This is a genomic window from Mycobacterium sp. NPDC051804 (assembly GCF_044452905.1).
GTDB lineage: Bacteria > Actinomycetota > Actinomycetes > Mycobacteriales > Mycobacteriaceae > Mycobacterium.
The window spans coordinates 296,197-312,484 of record NZ_JBITCD010000003.1; the positions used below are offsets into that span (position 1 = coordinate 296,197).

The 16,288-nt window shown below is 63.6% G+C and carries 5 protein-coding genes; 1 reads left to right on the top strand and 4 read right to left on the bottom strand.

The genetic code is table 11. The annotated features are described in order from the left end of the window. Window positions 1-23 precede the first annotated feature (23 nt). From yaaA to ACIA48_RS12615, 4 genes are all read right to left on the bottom strand, one after another. Window positions 24-770 (bottom strand): peroxide stress protein YaaA, encoded by a 747-nt coding sequence (gene yaaA / locus ACIA48_RS12600; RefSeq protein WP_396731399.1) that lies wholly within the window; start codon window positions 768-770, stop codon window positions 24-26. Between the two features lie 18 nt (window positions 771-788). After that, the gene (locus ACIA48_RS12605; RefSeq protein ID WP_396731402.1) at window positions 789-1,436 is read right to left on the bottom strand and encodes an NlpC/P60 family protein; all 648 of its coding nucleotides are present in this window, start codon (window positions 1,434-1,436) and stop codon (window positions 789-791) included. Between the two features lie 293 nt (window positions 1,437-1,729). Continuing rightward, complete coding sequence (locus tag ACIA48_RS12610) at window positions 1,730-2,863, bottom strand: alkaline phosphatase family protein (protein WP_396731405.1); 1,134 nt, start codon at window positions 2,861-2,863, stop codon at window positions 1,730-1,732. Between the two features lie 38 nt (window positions 2,864-2,901). Beyond that, the gene (locus tag ACIA48_RS12615; protein ID WP_396731408.1) at window positions 2,902-3,531 is read right to left on the bottom strand and encodes a nitroreductase family protein; all 630 of its coding nucleotides are present in this window, start codon (window positions 3,529-3,531) and stop codon (window positions 2,902-2,904) included. A gap of 208 nt (window positions 3,532-3,739) precedes the next feature. Here ACIA48_RS12615 and ACIA48_RS12620 point away from each other — a divergent pair, with 208 nt between their 5' ends. Continuing rightward, the gene (locus ACIA48_RS12620; RefSeq protein ID WP_396732765.1) at window positions 3,740-16,138 is read left to right on the top strand and encodes a BTAD domain-containing putative transcriptional regulator; all 12,399 of its coding nucleotides are present in this window, start codon (window positions 3,740-3,742) and stop codon (window positions 16,136-16,138) included. Window positions 16,139-16,288 lie beyond the last annotated feature (150 nt).

Below are 16,288 nucleotides of genomic sequence, written 5' to 3' on the forward strand. Positions count from 1 at the left end.
GTGGCAAGCCCGTTTAGTCACGATCAACCCGCGATCACGACCGTCAACTGATTGCCTTCACGTTCCATTTGCATTCCGGCGCGACGCGCGATCGTCGCAACCGCGCTGGCGCTGCCGGGTTCGGATCGGGTGGATGCCAAGATGCGGGCCAGCCGCCCCTTGTGCGCCTTGTTGAAGTGGCTGACGACCGTGCGCTTGCCGTCCGCACGCTCGGACACGACATCGACGTGCACCGCGTCGGGCAACCTGCCGAGCGATGCGTAGGAGCCTGACCGCAGGTCGACGACCAGCTCGCCTGCCGCCGCCGCGGCCAGCACAGGTTCCAACAGTGGTCGCCAGCGGGTCGCCAGCGCAGGTTGCCCCGGCAGTTTCGACGTGGCTGAGAGCCGATACGCCGGAATCGAGTCGTCGGCGCGCAACAGCCCGAACAGTGCTGAGCCGACCGCAAGCCTGGCGCGAGCGCGGTCCGCGGCGGCTCCCGCCAGCGAGGTAACGTCGAGCGCGTCGTACAGAACGCCGGTGTAGCGGTTGATCGCGGGCATGGTCGCAGCGCTGCGCAGTGCGGCGTTGCGTTCGATTTCGCCGTGTTGGGATGCCGACAGCCCGAGAGCCCGACTGCACGCCGACTTGTCGGCGGCCAGCTCGACCAGTTCATCGACAAGTGCGGCGCGCAGCAGCGCGAGCTCGGGGTATGACAGGGCGTCGAGGCGTAGCGGTGGCCCGTCGCCGCCGGGGTGTTTGGTCTCCGACGGCGGCAGCAGCACAATCACGCCGCAGACGCTATCGGGTCAGGCAGGTGGCATCCCCGGCGCGGGAGGCATGCCCGGCGCGGGAGGTGGCGGCAACGGAGCTCCCGGAGGCGGGGGCAGAGGCGCACCCGGGGGCGGCGGCGCCATCGGTGGTGCGGGCGGGGGAGGCGGCGCCAACATCGGATCGACCGGGCCCGCCATCGGAGCGCCCGGTGGAGGCGGCGGTGGAGGAGGTGCCATCGGCGGTGCCGGCGGCATCGGGGCCGGCCCGTTCATCAGCACGATCGGGGCACCGGGGGGCGGCGGCACCTGCTCGGCCGGCATCGGCAGGAACATGTGGTTGGTGAACTGCGACTGGTACGCGCCGCCGCCACCGACCTTCACCCCACCGCCCTCACCGGAGGAAACCGGAGTCCCGTCGGGCAGCGTCGCGGCGGTATGCCCACCGTTCCAGCCGACGTTGAGGGCGCCGGGCTGCGAGCCGTACTGGAAGCCACGCGCAAGCAGTGCCTGCTCGATGTTCCCGGTGTGGAACCGATCCCCGTAAATGGGGCGTCCGGTCGCCGCATTGGTGACCCAGGAGACCAAACCTGAGCAGTCGGTACCGGCCGGGGAATCCCCGCCGGTGACGTAAGGCGTGCCGGACACGGAATTGACAAGCGTCAAAAGCGTTGCAACAGCAAACATGACGACGGACGTTAACAGAGCATTTTGTAAGCAGCCAAAATCTGTGACCACCTTCACCGAAAAGCGTGTGACCCCGTTCACAATGCCGCAGATCAGTGCGCTGATTCACTGAAATTTCAGCAGATAGATGCATATTCACCGAGTTGTTTGCTGGTCGTGACCTTTGTGAAAGCGATTTATGTTGTCACGAGCAACTATTCGCACCGATGACGCGATTTGACGACCGCAGAACACACGAAAAATGTTGCGATACAACCAGTTACATCAGTCTCCAGTCGATTGGCCAGCATCTCTCATCCGTAGGCGAGCAGCAGCGGGACGTTCTGTTCGGCGGTTGTCAGTGAGCCATGGTGGCCGATCAACGAGGACTCCAGCGGCTCGGTCGTTCGCCTCAGCAAACCTACAGAACCGCGGGCGGCCGCTACGACGTCGCCGATGCGGCTTCGCGTGGTGTCGCTGACGCGCTCACCGAACCATCCTGCGTGGATCGCCTCCTCGCGCGAAACCACCCACGCGCGGTCCGCGAGCGTCGCCCGCCACGTCGCCAATACGTCGTTTTCCGCACCGGGGACTACATATATATGTCGCGCTCGTGCCTCGCCCCCGATATCGGCCACGCCGACCGTGAGCGCGTGGTCGCTGTCGATGTCGACGTCGTCGGTGCCGACGGAGACCATCCCGTGGTCGGCCACCACCGCGAGGAGCGCACCCGGCGGCAGGCCCTCGACGATCGATTCCACCAGCCGATCGACCTGGCGCAGCTGCAGCGTCCACGCTGTCGATCCGGGCCCGTAGAGATGGCCCATCATGTCGAGTTCGCTGTGGTAGGCGTAGCAGAACCCGCCGGCGGCGACGGCTTCCCGCACCCGCGCGGACAGATCTCCCATGGCGTGTACGCCGACATACCGACCGCCGCGTAGCGCCGCGCGCGTCATGCCGGACCCGGTGAATTCCGCTCCGGAGATGATGCTGACCGAGGCCCCGGCCGAGACGGCCCGTTCGAACGTGGTCGGCATCGGCTGCACTTGCTCGGGCGGCGCGGCATCGCGCACGTCGGCGCCCCACGGGTGCAAGCGCCACCGCAAGGTGTTGACAACACCGACGTCGGGCAGCCGGAAGGAGTATCCGACGAGGCCGTGCTCGCCCGAGCGGCATCCGGTACCCAGCGCGGCGAGCCCGGCGACGGTGGTGGCCGGGAAGCCGACCTGCAGGGTGCGTCCGCGTAAGCCGGCCAAGACGGGCGCATCGACGGCGTGCTCGTCGAGAAGTTCGGCACCCAGTCCGTCGATCAGCAGCACGCAGGCGCCGGCGATATCAGCCTGTAGTGGTATCCGAGTGTCGAATCCCGCGACACCCATCGCGGAGAGAACCGACGGAACCACGTCGGCGAGGTGGGGGATATCCGGACTGGGCTGCGGCAGGTCCACAAGCCGAGCCTAGGACAACGCGAAATTGCAGTGCCTCATCAATGTTCTCCCCAGGTATCCCAGAACGTGATGGTCTCCGCAGGCGGCCGCGTCGCGGCTCGGAAGTCCGTGCCGATGGTGTACGCCACCGGGAAGAGTGCGGCCTGCGTTGCGGTCTCGGGGATTCCCAGCACTTCACCGACTTCCCGCTCTTTGGCCAAATGCAATGTCGTCCAAACAGATCCCAAGCCGCGGGACCGCAGTGCTAGTAGGAAGCTCCAGCCGGCGGGAAGGATCGACGCCCAGGCCGACGCCGCGACGAGGTGGTTGGACCCGTCGATTCGGTTGTCAAGGCAGGGGATTACGTGGACAGGTACTTGCGCCAGCGTCTCTGTGAGACCCAGAGCGCTTTGGTAAACACGTTGGGTCTGTGGGTCCGTCGCGGTCGCGGCGGCCTGGGTGAGGTATTCAGTGCCCACACTGCGGTAGATCTCGGCGATCGCCGCACGCTTCTCGGCGTCGGTAACCACCATCCAGCGCCAGTCCTGGGCATTGCTTGCCGTCGGTGCCTGCATCGCCAGCTGTATGGATTCGAGAATGACGTCACGCGGGACTGGCCGCGTCAGATCGAGTCGTTTGCGTACCGCTCGCGTGGTGGTGAGGAGCTGGTCGACCGAAGAGATGTCCACGGGGAGATCACACCCTTACGCCGCTAGGTCCGCGCAAGACGTTAAGCCTTGCGATCAAACAACTTTCCAACGCAATGAACATCGGCACCCTGTGAGGAAACCAGACCCGGCGTACCGCTGTCTACGGTGATGATCGCGAGCTTTACCCGATCTTGACCGCGTGTTTAATCCACTTTCTGACCATCACTATGTGAGTACGCTTCAACAGGTGGAGCTGGGGGTTTTAGGGCCTCTGCAGGTCCGGCAGTACGGACTGCCGGTCTCCATTCCGGGCGCCAAACCCCGCGCCATCCTGACGATGCTCGGGCTGCACGGCGGTTCGATCGTGTCGGCCGAGACCCTCGTCGAGCTGCTGTGGGGGGATGATCCGCCGCGCACCGCGGCGAAGGCGCTGCCGACCCATATCTCCACGCTGCGTCGCACCTTGGGCGACGGTTTCGTACTGACGGCGGGCACGGGTTGGGCTTTGGGCGCAGCCGACGTCGATGCCACCCGCTACAAGTCGGCGGCGAAACTGGGACGCGACGCGCTGGCCGCCGGGGATGCCAGCCAGGCAGTGACCCGCTTCGACGAAGCGCTGGCCTTGTGGCGCGACACCCCAGAACTGCCCGGCGGTCTCCGCGGGGTGTCCGAGAGGACCCGCTGGATTGAGGATCACGCCGCGCTCGTCGAGGACCGTGCTGACGCACTGCTTGCAACCGGCCGTGCCGCGGAGATCATCGGCGAGCTCGAAGCCGCCATATCTGAAGCGCCGCTGCGTGAGAGGCGTTGGGGTCAACTCATGCTCGCGCTTTATCGCGCCGGCAGGCAAGGCGAGGCGCTCGGTGCTTACCAACGAGCACGGTCACTGCTTGTTGAAGAGCTCGGCGTCGACCCAGGGCCGGATCTCCGAAGGCTCGAAGCTGCCATAGTCGCCCAAGATGCTGAACTGGAAGTGACTGTGCCACAGCAACTTCAAACGGCAACACGAACGGTCACATTTCTCCTCACCGACATCGAGGGGTCGACCGCCGCCTGGGAGACAGATGCCGACGCGATGGCGGTGGCGCTCGCCCGCCATGACGAGCTCGTCGAACAGGTCGTCACATCCCGCGGCGGCCGGCTGATCAAGACGCGCGGCGAAGGCGATGCGACGTTCTCAGTTTTTGATCGGGCGTCGGGAGCCGCCACGTCCGCCATCGAGCTGCAAGAGGCGATGCGTCATGAGCCGTGGGCTCTGCGAGAGCCCATGCGTATCCGAGTGGCGCTGCACACCGGTGAGGTCGAACTGCGTGACGGCGACTATTTCGGGCGGGCGGTCAACCGTGCCGCGCGTCTCCGGTCGCTCGCCGTGGGTGGCCAGATCTTGTGCTCGGGCGCAACAGCCGAGCTTGTGATCGACACCCTTCCGGACGATGTCGTCCTGGCGGACCTGGGCACGCGCCAACTCAAGAACCTCGCGCGTCCGGAGCACGTTTTCGAGCTTCGCTTGGAGACTGCCGCGGATGCCGGCGCTCCCAACGCGGACGCATCGATCGAACAACCCGAATTGCCCGCAGTGCTCGCTGGGACTGGCCCGTTCGTGGGACGTAGCCGCGAGCTCGAAGGCCTGTTGTCCGCATGGCAGACCGCGCTCGCTACGGGTACGCATGCCGTGCTCATCGCGGGCGAACCGGGCGTCGGCAAGACACGATTGGCCGGGGAATGGGCGCGTCAGGCTCACGAGTTGGGCGCAGTGGTTCTTTACGGTCGTTGCGACGAGGACCTCGGCGCGCCGTATCAACCATTCGCCGAGGCGCTGCGGACGCTGGTGCCCTGCCTCGGCAGTGACCGATTGCGCGGCCTTCGCGGCGTCAAGGCGTTGTTTCCGTTGATTCCCGGATTGGCCGATGACTTGCCCGACCTTGTCGCGCCCACTCATGCGGACGCTGATGCCGAACGCTATGCGCTTTTCGACGCTGTCGCTGCGCTGTTGGGAATCGTGTGCGCCAGTGCACCTGTGGTCGTGATTCTCGACGATCTTCATTGGGCGGCCAAGCCCACGCTGTTGTTGTTACGGCATCTGCTGCGCTTCGGCGAGCACGCACCCGTGCAGATTGTCGGCACCTATCGCAGCACGGATCTCGACCGTGCTCATCCGCTCGCTGCGATGCTCGCGGACCTGCACCGTGACGGCAGCGCTGACCGCCTTGCGCTCAGTGGTCTGGATCAAGACGACATCACGGCGTACGTCAATAAGGCCGGATACGACGACGACGAGCTGGCCCGGGCATTGGCGACAGTCACCGGCGGCAACCCGTTCTTCCTCATCGAGGCGCTTCGTCACGTCGATGAAAGCGGCGGCCGCTGGGATCCGAGAACGCTTCCACAGGGTGTTCGGGAAGCGGTGAGCCGCAGGCTTTCCCGGCTTACGGAGGAGACGAACACGGCGCTGTCCGCGGCTGCGGTCGTTGGTAGCCGCTTCTCGCTCGACTTGGTAGAGCGTGTGACCGGCGATGATCTCATCGATGCGTTCGACGAAGCGTCCAAGGCGGGGATCGTGATCGAGGAGCCGGGAGGTCGATACCGGTTCAATCACGCCCTCGTCCGGCAGTCGCTGCTCGCCGAATTGGCGTCCGTGCGGCGCATGCGGCTTCATCAGCGGATCGCCACGACCCTGGAGGCCGAGCCCGGTGCCGACGAAGAGTTGTTGGCCGAGTTGGCATATCACTACTTCGAGTGTGCGTGGGCGGGCAACGCGGTGAAGGCCGTCGAGTACTGTCGGCGCGCAGCGGACCAAGCGATGGCACGGTTGGCATACGAGGGCGCCGCCGACCTTTACGACAAAGCGCTGCACGCCCTCGACGAACTCGATGACGAACTGCCCAACCGGGACGACCAGCAAGCCGAGTTGCTGATCGCTCGCTGTGAGGCATTGCTGGCAGCAGGTGATGTGGTGTCGGCTGCCAAAGCGGTGTCTCAGCTGCAGGCGGCGGCTCGCGACTCGGCCCGTCTCACCGCGTGGGGTGCCTGCTTCGACGGTCAGCTTTCGATGCTCACCGATCCGGAGCGCTTGGACGATATAGAGGTTGCGGTGAGTGCCGCCGCCGAGAAGCTGGCCGAACTCGATGACGCTGCGGGGGAAGCGAAGGCACACACTGTCCGAGCCACGTGCCTGGCCCGGTTGGGCCGGATTGGCGACGCTGAGACGGCTTTGGATCAGGCTCTGACTGCAGCGCGGCATGCTCGCGAGCATCGCCGAGTCAACAACGTGCTGGCCAACGCACCACTGGCGGCGCTGTGGGGGCCGAACCCCGTCCCGCGAGCGGGCGGCCGGTGTCTCGATGTCGTTCGGCTGCTTCGCATCACCACAGGGTCTCCGGTCGTTGAGGCGACGTCGACGAGGTGCCAGGGTGTGCTGGATGCGTTTCGCGGACGTGCCGCTGCTGGTCGCCGCTTGATCGACTCCGCCAGACGCACGCTCACCGAGCTCGGCATGCGGCATGCATTGCTGGAAGTCGAGCAGTTCGCTGGCATCGTCGAGCTGGTGGCCGACGACCCCGCGGCCGCCGAGCCGCACTTGCGACGAGCCTGCGACGGATTCCGCCGCATGGGTCTGGATGCGGACACGGCCGAGACAGCGGCTTTACTGGCGCGCGCGTGTCTCGCGCTCGACCGAGTCGATGAAGCTGGCGAATTGTGTACGGAGAGTGAGCGGCTCGCCGGTCACGCGTTGAAGGCCTCAATTGCGTGGCGGACGGTCCGGGCGCAACTGATGGCGCGCAACGGCGACCACGGCGAGGCCAAGCGGATGGCCGAGGAGGCAGTCGATATCGCCGGGGGCACCGATCTGTTGGTCGATCACGGCGATGCCTGCGTGACACTGGCGACGGTGCTGTCCGCTGGAGGCGATGTCGCGGGAGCGCGAGCCGCCGCAGACAAGGCCGTCGCGCTCTACGAAGCGAAAGGTGCTGCGGCACTTGTCGATAAGGCGCGCGACATATTGGGCCGGCCTACTTTGCCGGGCGTTCCACCGGAGTCCGAAGCACCGCAACTCGAGCTGGACAATGAGTGCGTGCGAGTCGCCGACCGGGCGATGGATTTGATCAATCGCGAGGCTTTGGACGAAGCCGAGCAGCTGTGGGCGCCCGATCTCCAGATCGAAAGTCGTCGAAAGATCGTCCGCTTCACGTCGGCCGACCTTCCGCCCAATGAGTGGTATGCCCGGCGTGCTCTCCAAGTCGGTGGAGTCCGCGTCAGTGGGGTTGTCATCGCCATCCGGGGTGAGCGGCTGGCGCTCGCTCGAACGGCGATAGCTACCACAGACGCGAGTCCAGGGGCGGCGATCGACGAATTCCTCCGCGTATTCGGCCTCGATGAGGAGGGGCGGATCGCGCTGGAGGTGTGGTTCGACGTCGATGATATGGACGCTGCGGTCGCTGAACTCGACGCCAGGTATGCGCAACTCGAGGCGGAACATCCTCCGAAGGCACTGCAAAACGCAGCCAGCCGCGCTGAGGAACGTCTGAACCTTCTCTTTGCCGATAGGCGCTGGGATGAAATCGCTGTTCTGCTGGCTGACGACCTCCAAGCGGAAGAGCGGCGCCGTGGATTACGTCGAGAGAGCGGCGACGGGGTAAAGAGAATGATCGACGAGGTGCGTGTGATCGCCGACCTCGGCGTCAAAACGATCACATCGGATCCGGTTGCGATTCGCGGCGAACATCTCGTCCTCAGCCGCGTTCGCTTCGCGGGCCGAGACGTACGGCCAGATGCCTATCGAACCGATGTGTTCCGGCTCACGGAGATAGGTGACGACGGGCGGGTCGTCTCGTTCATGACGTTGGATATCGACGACCTCGACCCCGCGGTCGCTGAACTCGACGCGAGATACCTTGCGGGCGAGGCAGCCCCACACGCGGACAACTGGCAGGCGGTCATGGACGCGCTCGGCGAGCTCAATCGCCACGAGCGCGGCGCGATTCTCATGGGACTCACGTTCGAAAATCACCGGCGAGCATCGTTTGCCTCGGAGGACTATGGGCGCGCTGTGGAAGATCTGTGGGCGCTGGCGCCCGATGCCCATTACCGCGTTCCAGTGGTGTACGAATTGGACGCTGAAGGCGTCGTTTTCGGTCTCGTCGTTGTCGGCACAGATACACATGGGACCGAAGTGCAATGGGCAGGCAATATTTCGTGGCTGTTCGAGCAATCACGTGCAGAAATGTACGAAGCGGAAGATCTCGACGCTGCTCTTGCGCGGTTCACGGAGTTGCACGCGCTGCGACCACGGCTTGAAAACTCCGCAAGTCGAGCCGTCGAGCGCTACCTCGGAAATTTCGGTACACGTAACTGGGACGCTATTGCCCAAACGCTGGCTGAGGAGGTCGTCACAGACGATCGCCGGCGGACAGTCAACGCCGGGGTAAGGCATGGTCGAGAGGCGCCCATCGCGGACATGCAAGCCGGCGCCGAGGTGGGTGGCGAGAAGTTAACGGCGACCGTAATCGCCACGCGCGGTGAACACCTCGCACTTTGCCGTGTCTGCAGTTTCAACCGGGGCGCACCGGACGAGATCGGCGCAGAGTTGGTCGGCATCGCTGAGCTCAACGACGACAATCAGCTTGCAGCATTCGTCATGTTCGACCTCGGCGACATCGATGCCGCCTTCGAGGAGCTCGACGCTCGATACGAGACCGGCGAAGCTGCTGCGTGCGCGCAGACATGGTCAGTGATCAAGGAGGCTTACGCTGCGATCAACCGACGCGAGATCGTCGCGACCACGCCGGACTGGATGAGCCACGACTACCGGCGCGCGATAGCGTTCGAACCGGGCGAACTGCCCTCGTGGATCCGTGCCTCATGGGGGGACATGGCGCCCGACTTCACCATTCGCATCGAGGCTGTGCATCGCCTGACGGAAGTCGGCGCGGTCGTAACGCATACGGGCAGGGGCACCTCACAGGAGGGCTTCGGTGCCGAGTGGCGGATAGTCAGTCTCGTCACAGTCGAGGGCTCGCTGATCAACCGCGGCGAGTTGTACGACGAGGAAGACCTCGATACCGCGCTCGCGAAACTCGGAAAGCTCAGCCAAGCCGCGCATGGGCTCGAAAACTCCGCCAGCAGAGCGGTCGAGCGATACCTGGCGCACTTCACGACACGCAACTGGGACGCGATGGCGGGCGAGCTGGCAGAGGATGTCGTCGCTCAGGATCACCGTCGATTCGTGGGTGCCGGGACACGGCTCGGAAGCGACCTGCAAATCGCAGATATGCGAGCCAGCGCAGAGGTGGGGGCCGAAAAAATGACGTCGGCCGTGATCGCGACCCGCGGCGAGCGCATCGCCCTCAGTCGCGTCCGAGCCTATAACCGCGATTTTTCGTCCGACGAGTTCGGCGCCGAGATGCTTGGAGTTGTCGAGCTCGGCACCGATGATCGGATCGCAGCCATCGTCGTTTTCGACGTCGACGACATCGATGCTGCCTTCGCGGAACTCGACGTGCGATACCTGGCTGGTGAGGCTGCACCCTATGCGCAGACGTGGTCGCTCGTCTCGAAGGCTTACACAGCGCTCGATCGTCATGAACTTCCCGCGACGACACCGGACTGGGTAAATGTCGATCACCGGCAAATATCAACTATTGAGTCCGGCGCGTTGACCGCCAGCATCCGCGCGTCGTGGGACCTCTTCGCTTACGTCAGGTGGCGTATCGAGAATGTTCATCGGCTGAGCCAGCTCGGTGGCGTCTTCTCGCAAGTGGCGCAGGTGACTTCGCAAGAGGGATTTGAGGCGGAGGCCCGGGAAATCGCCGTTCTGACGTTCGACGGGGACATGATCGAGCGCTGCGAAATTTTCGACGAGGCCGACCTTGAAACCGCGCTCGCGACATTCGACGAGCTCACTCAGACGACCCATCAGCTGGAGAATGCGGCCAGTCGACTGGCGGGGAAATACTTGGCGCACTTCGCACCCCGCGACTGGAACGCGATGGGGGAGATCCTTGCCGACGATTTCTCGGCCGATGATCGTCGTCATGTGGTGAATGCCGGCGTACGCAGCGGTCGAGACGCCGAGATTGCGAACCTGAAAGCTATCGCAGAGATTGGGTGTGTCAGCGTCACGCCGACCCCGATTGCTACCCGTGGCGATCGCCTCGCTCTCGTACGCGACTGCTTCACGATCCCGGACTCGCCCGAAGCGCTGCAGCTGGAGGTGATCGACGTCATCGAGATCAACGCCGACAACCGAATCTTGGCTTACGTCACCTTCGATGCTGGTGATCTCGACGCCGCATTGGCAGAACTCGATGCTCGATACGTCGCCGGGGAAGCGGCAGCGCATGCGGACGCTTGGTCAACAATTGCGCGGGCCTACGCAGCGATCAATCGTCGTGAGATACAGGCGAATACAGAAAGCGTTGTCAACATCGACCATCGGCGCGTGGCATCCTTCGCGCCCGGTGAAGGATCCGCATATTTCCATGCTTCGTGGGAGCTCGCGGCCCACTTACACGTCTACATCGAGGTCGTGCATCGGCTGAACGATCTCGGAGCGGTTTTCTCCTATGTCGCGAAGGGGTTCTCGCAGGACGACTTCGAGGCCGATTGGCGAGCAATCGACCTCATCACGGTCGAAGGCGATCTCATCAACCGCAGCGAACTTTTCGACGAGTCGGACCGCGATATCGCGCTCGCGAAATTCGACGAGCTCAGCCAACCGGCACATGAACTGAACAATTCCGCCAGCCGGGCCGTGGGGCGCTACTTGGCGTACTTCACGACCCGTGACTGGGGCGCGATGGCGGGGGAAGTGGCCGAGGGGGTCGTCACAGAAGATCGCCGTCGGGTCATCGGCGCCGGAATTCGTCGGGGCAGAGACTTACATATTGCGGACATGCGGGCCGCAGCCGGGGTGGGGGGTGAAAGAACGACGGCAGAGGTGATTGCAACCCGCGGCGAGTGTCTGGTCTTGAGCCGCATCCGTACCTATAACCGCGGCATGTCCTCCGACGAGTTCGGCGCCGAAATGCTTGGCATTGCCGAACTCGACGCCGACGGCCAGATCGCACTCCTGCTAGCGACCGATGGAGATGATTTCGACGCCGCCCTCCAGGAGCTCGAGGTTCGGTACCTCGCCGGGGACGGCGCTGCCCATGCTCGAGTGTGGTCGGTGATCGCGCGGGGCTACGCGGGACTCAATCGGCGCGAGTTGCCGCCGCACACAGCAGATCTCGTGAGTATCGACCACCGGCGTGGAGCCTCAGCATTCGCGCCCGGGAATCTAACCGCCTACATCGGGGCCATCTTCGAACTCGCGAATATCGCCACATATGTAGAAGCCGTACATCGGCTGACCGATCAAGGGGTGCTCGTCACCCATGTGGGAAGCGCAGCATCTCCAGAAGGTTTCGACGCCGAGTGGCGGATGATCGTCTTGGTGACGGTCGAGGGAGACCTGATAAACCGCGCCGAGTTCTTCGACGAAGACGATCTCGAGGCCGCACTCGCCCGCTTCGACGAACTGGAACAACCCCCACGGCTGGAAAACGACGCAAGCCGAGCCTACAACCGCTTCACCACGTTCCTGACAGCTCGCGACTGGGACGCCATGAGGGAAATGATCGCTGCCGACATTTGGAACGATGACCGTCGTCGGGTGGTGAACACCGGCATCATCAGCGGCCGAGAAGCGCAGATCGCGAACGTGCGCGCAATCTTGGACGTGGCGACCACCGACGAAGGTGACGATGTCGCTGAACTCCGTGTCGAGTCGACCGTCATCGCGATCCGCGGCGAACGCCTTGCGCTCATTCGCAGCCGTGTGGGCAGCGGCCAGCAGGCAGTGGTGTGGAGAGTCGAGATGCTCAACGTTGTCGAACTGAACGCCGAGCATCGGATCGCGGCGGGAATCACCTTCGATATCGACGACCTCGACGCCGCGTTCGCAGAACTCAATGCCCGGTACGGCACTGGTGAAGGCGTCGCTGGGGCGCAGACGTGGTCGTTGGTCGGCCGCGCCATCGCAACGCTCAATCGACGTGAATTACCTGGTTGCACAACAGATTGGGTGAATGTCGACCATCGCAAAGCCGTTGCCTTCGCGCCTGGCGACATGACTGCGAACATCCGGGCCGCGTGGAACCAGAACTCTGATTTCTACATCTATATCGAGTCCGTGCACCGCTTGACCAATTTGGGTGCCGTGTTCACCCGATCGGTGAATGCCACCTCGCGAGAGGGGTTCGACGCGGAGTGGCGGGTAGTCGAATTACTCACGTTCCGAGACGATCTGGTAAGTCGCTTGGAAATCTTCGACGAAGCCGACATTGGTTCCGCGCTCGCGAGTTTTGATGAGCTCAGTCGATCCGTTTCGCAGGTGGAAAACACCGCGAGCCGAGTGTACGCCCACTTTCGGGGAGCTTTCTCGGCCCACGATTGGGACACGCTCCGCGAGATAATGACCGACGACATTATTCTCGACGACCGCCGAAGTGTTGTGAACGCCGGCGTCCGACAAGGTCGGGACACTCAGATAAATGATCTGCGTGCCATCGTCAGCGTCGGAGGCGAAGGCGTCAACGTGTGCTGGACAATCGTTGCCATACGGGGTGAGCGACTTGCCCTCGTTCGCAACCGATGGAGCATCGGCGACGAGCCCGAGGCTTTCCACAACGATGCCCTCGAAATTGTCGAGATAGATGCCGACGAGCGGGCGGTGGCCGCCGTCCAATTCGATTCGGATGACCTCGAGGCGGCGATCGCGGAGCTCGATGCGCGGTACCTCGCCGGCGAAGCCGCCCGTTACGCGGACGTGTGGTTGGTCGTGGCGGAAACCTATGCTGCGCTCAACCGGCGCAAGCTACCCGCGACGACCCCGGACTGGGTCAACGTCGACCACCGGCGTGGGTTCGGCTTCGCACCCGGCGATCTAAGCGCGTACACCCACGCGTCGTGGGACCTGTCGCCAGACCTCACTGTCTATATCGAAGCTGTTCACCGAATAGCCAGTTTCGGAGCAGTCGTCACGCACACGGCCCACGGAACCACCTCGGAAGGCTTCGCGGCCGAGTGGCGCGGAATCAACGTTCTGACAATTGAAGGCGAGCTGATCAATCGTTGGGAAGTGTTCGACGAGTCCGACATCGAGGCCGCGCTTTCCCGCTTCGATGAACTCGGTCGGCGTACGTCGCAGCTCGAAAACACGGCAAGCCGAACGTATGACCGCTTCAACGCGTCCCTAACAGCTCGTGATTGGGACGCCATGGCTGAAATGATCGCCGATGACGATGTCAATATCGATCGTCGCCGGGTGGTAAACACCGGCGTCCTGCGCGGCCGAGAAGCCCAGATCGAGAACTTGCGTGTCATCGTCGACGTCGGAGCCACGAACCATGAGTCGACCGTCGTCGCGATCCGCGGGGACCGCCTCGTGCTCACTCGCACCAGTTGGTCCGGCAGCAGCCGGCCTGGAGCGTTCGGCATCGAGCTGCTCGCCGTCATTGAAATCGATGACAACGACCGGATCGCGGCCGGTATCACGTTCGATCTCGACGATATCGATGCGGCGTTCAACGAACTCGAAACACGCTATCTCGCAGGCGAAGCAGCCGCCGATGCCAGCGCTTGGTCGCTTGTCACAAGCACATACGCCACGCTGAACCGGCACGAATTCCCTGCGACAACCCCAGACTGGGTGAATCTGGATCACCGGCGAGTGACAGGCTTTGCGCCCGGCGAGATGATCCCGTGGATCCGCGCCGCGTGGGAGGTCGCGCCGGACCTCGGCTTCCACGTTGTGGCCGTGCACAGGCTGACGAATCGCGGAGCAGTCATCACCCACGAGGCATACGGGACTTCGCAGGACGGCTTCGATGCTGAGTGGCGGACGGTCCTCCTGCTGATGTTTGAAGCCGGGGCGGTCAGCCGCTGTGAGACTTTCGACGAAGCCGACCTCGCAACGGCTCTCGCCAGGTTCGACGAGCTCGAGAGGTCGGCACTACGGCTCGAAAACACAGCAAGCCGAACGTATGACCGTTTCAATACCTATCTCACAGTTCAAGACTGGGACGCAATGGCAGAAATGATCGCCGAGGACGTTAGGCATGACGATCGTCGCAGGGTGGTAAACGCCGGCGCCATACGCGGACGAGACGCTCAGCTCGCGAACTTACGGGCCATCGTCGACGTCGGGGCGGTCACGCACCACGAGTCGATCGTAATCGCGATCCGCGGGGAGCGCCTCGCGCTCACTCGCAACCGCGTCTCGGGCAGCAGCGAGCATGCAGTGGCGTGGAACCTCGAGCTCCTCACTGTGGTTGAAGTCGACTCCGATCACCGGATCGCGGCTGGCATCACGTTCGACATCGACGACATCGACGCTGCTTTCACGGAACTCGATTCTCGCTATGCCGCAGGCGAAGCCGCCACCCACACGAACGCGTGGTCGGTTGTAAACGGGGCGTACAACGCCTTCAACCGGCGGGAGCTGTTCACAACAGCCCCGGACTGGGTGAGCATCGACCACAGGAGCGGGACAACTATTGCTCCCGGCGACCTGAAAGAATTCGTCCGCGCCTCCTGGGACGACATGCGTGACGTTCGCATCTACATCGAAGCTGTGCACCGGCTGAGTGATATCGGCGTGGTCGCAACCAGCACATCGCACGGCACGTCGCGAGAAGGCTTCGATGCGGAGTGGCGGGAGATTGCTGTTACAACAGTGCACGGCAACATGGTCAGCCGCAGCGAGCTTTTCGACGCCACAGACCTCGACGCAGCGCTGGCGCGGTTCGACGAATTGCAAACTACGGCACCGGGGCTCGAAAACGGGGCGAGCCGAGCCAGCAATCGCTTTGCGGCGCGATTTGCTGCGCGCGACTTGAATGCTATGGCTGAGATGCTGACCGACGACTTTTCCAATGTTGATCGCCGGCGGACCGTGAATACCGGGACCCGACGCGGTCGCGACGCCGAGATCGTGAATCAACGGACACTCGTCGAGCTCGGGTTCACACGCATGACATCTATCGTCTTTGCGACCCGTGGGGAACATCTCGTCCTCACACGAAGTCGCATAGCGTTCGACGATGAACGACCCGATGCCTTCGAGGGCGAATGCCTCCAGGTCGTCGAGGTCGACAGCAACGATCAGTTTGTGGCGCTGGTCGTGTTCGACATCGAAGACACCGACGCTGCCATCGCCGAGCTCGATGCTCGCTATGCCGCAGGCGAAGCACCGGCCCACGCGCACACGTGGGAGGTCGTCGCCAACGCCATCGCCGCATTCAACCTGGGCGAACTCCCCGCCAGAACTGCGGATTTTGCTTTCGTCGACCACCGGCAGTTCGCGATCATCGAGGAGGGTGCTCTGGACGGGTACGCCCGCGCTGCATGGAACCAGACTCCGGGCCTCAGCCTCCGCGTCGAGTCTGTCCTTTGTCTGAACGACGTCGGATCGGTATTTGCCATTTCCGCTCACGGCACCTCGCAAGACGGCTTCGATGCCGAATGGCGAATGATCGAACTCCTCGTGGTCGAAGGCGATCTGGTCACCCGTATCGAGCTGTTCGATGAGGCCGACATCGACACCGCTCTCGCCAGATTCAGCGAGCTCAGTGGCTCAACGAAGCCGCCGCACCCCGGCTGCTGACCTGCAGGCTTCGCGGCGATTTTGTTGACAAGGCAACGGGTTTCGCACGACCTTTACTATTTCTTGACCGGCCCCTGAATACCCGCCCTGACGATGTCTTCATGACTACGCTTCAACAGGTGGAGCTGGGGGTTTTAGGGACTCTGCAGG

Bases quoted from the DNA above. Each gene is read 5' to 3' on its own strand.
- ACIA48_RS12605 (WP_396731402.1), bottom strand. From the start codon at position 1,436: ATGTTTGCTGTTGCAACGCTTTTGACGCTTGTCAATTCCGTGTCCGGC.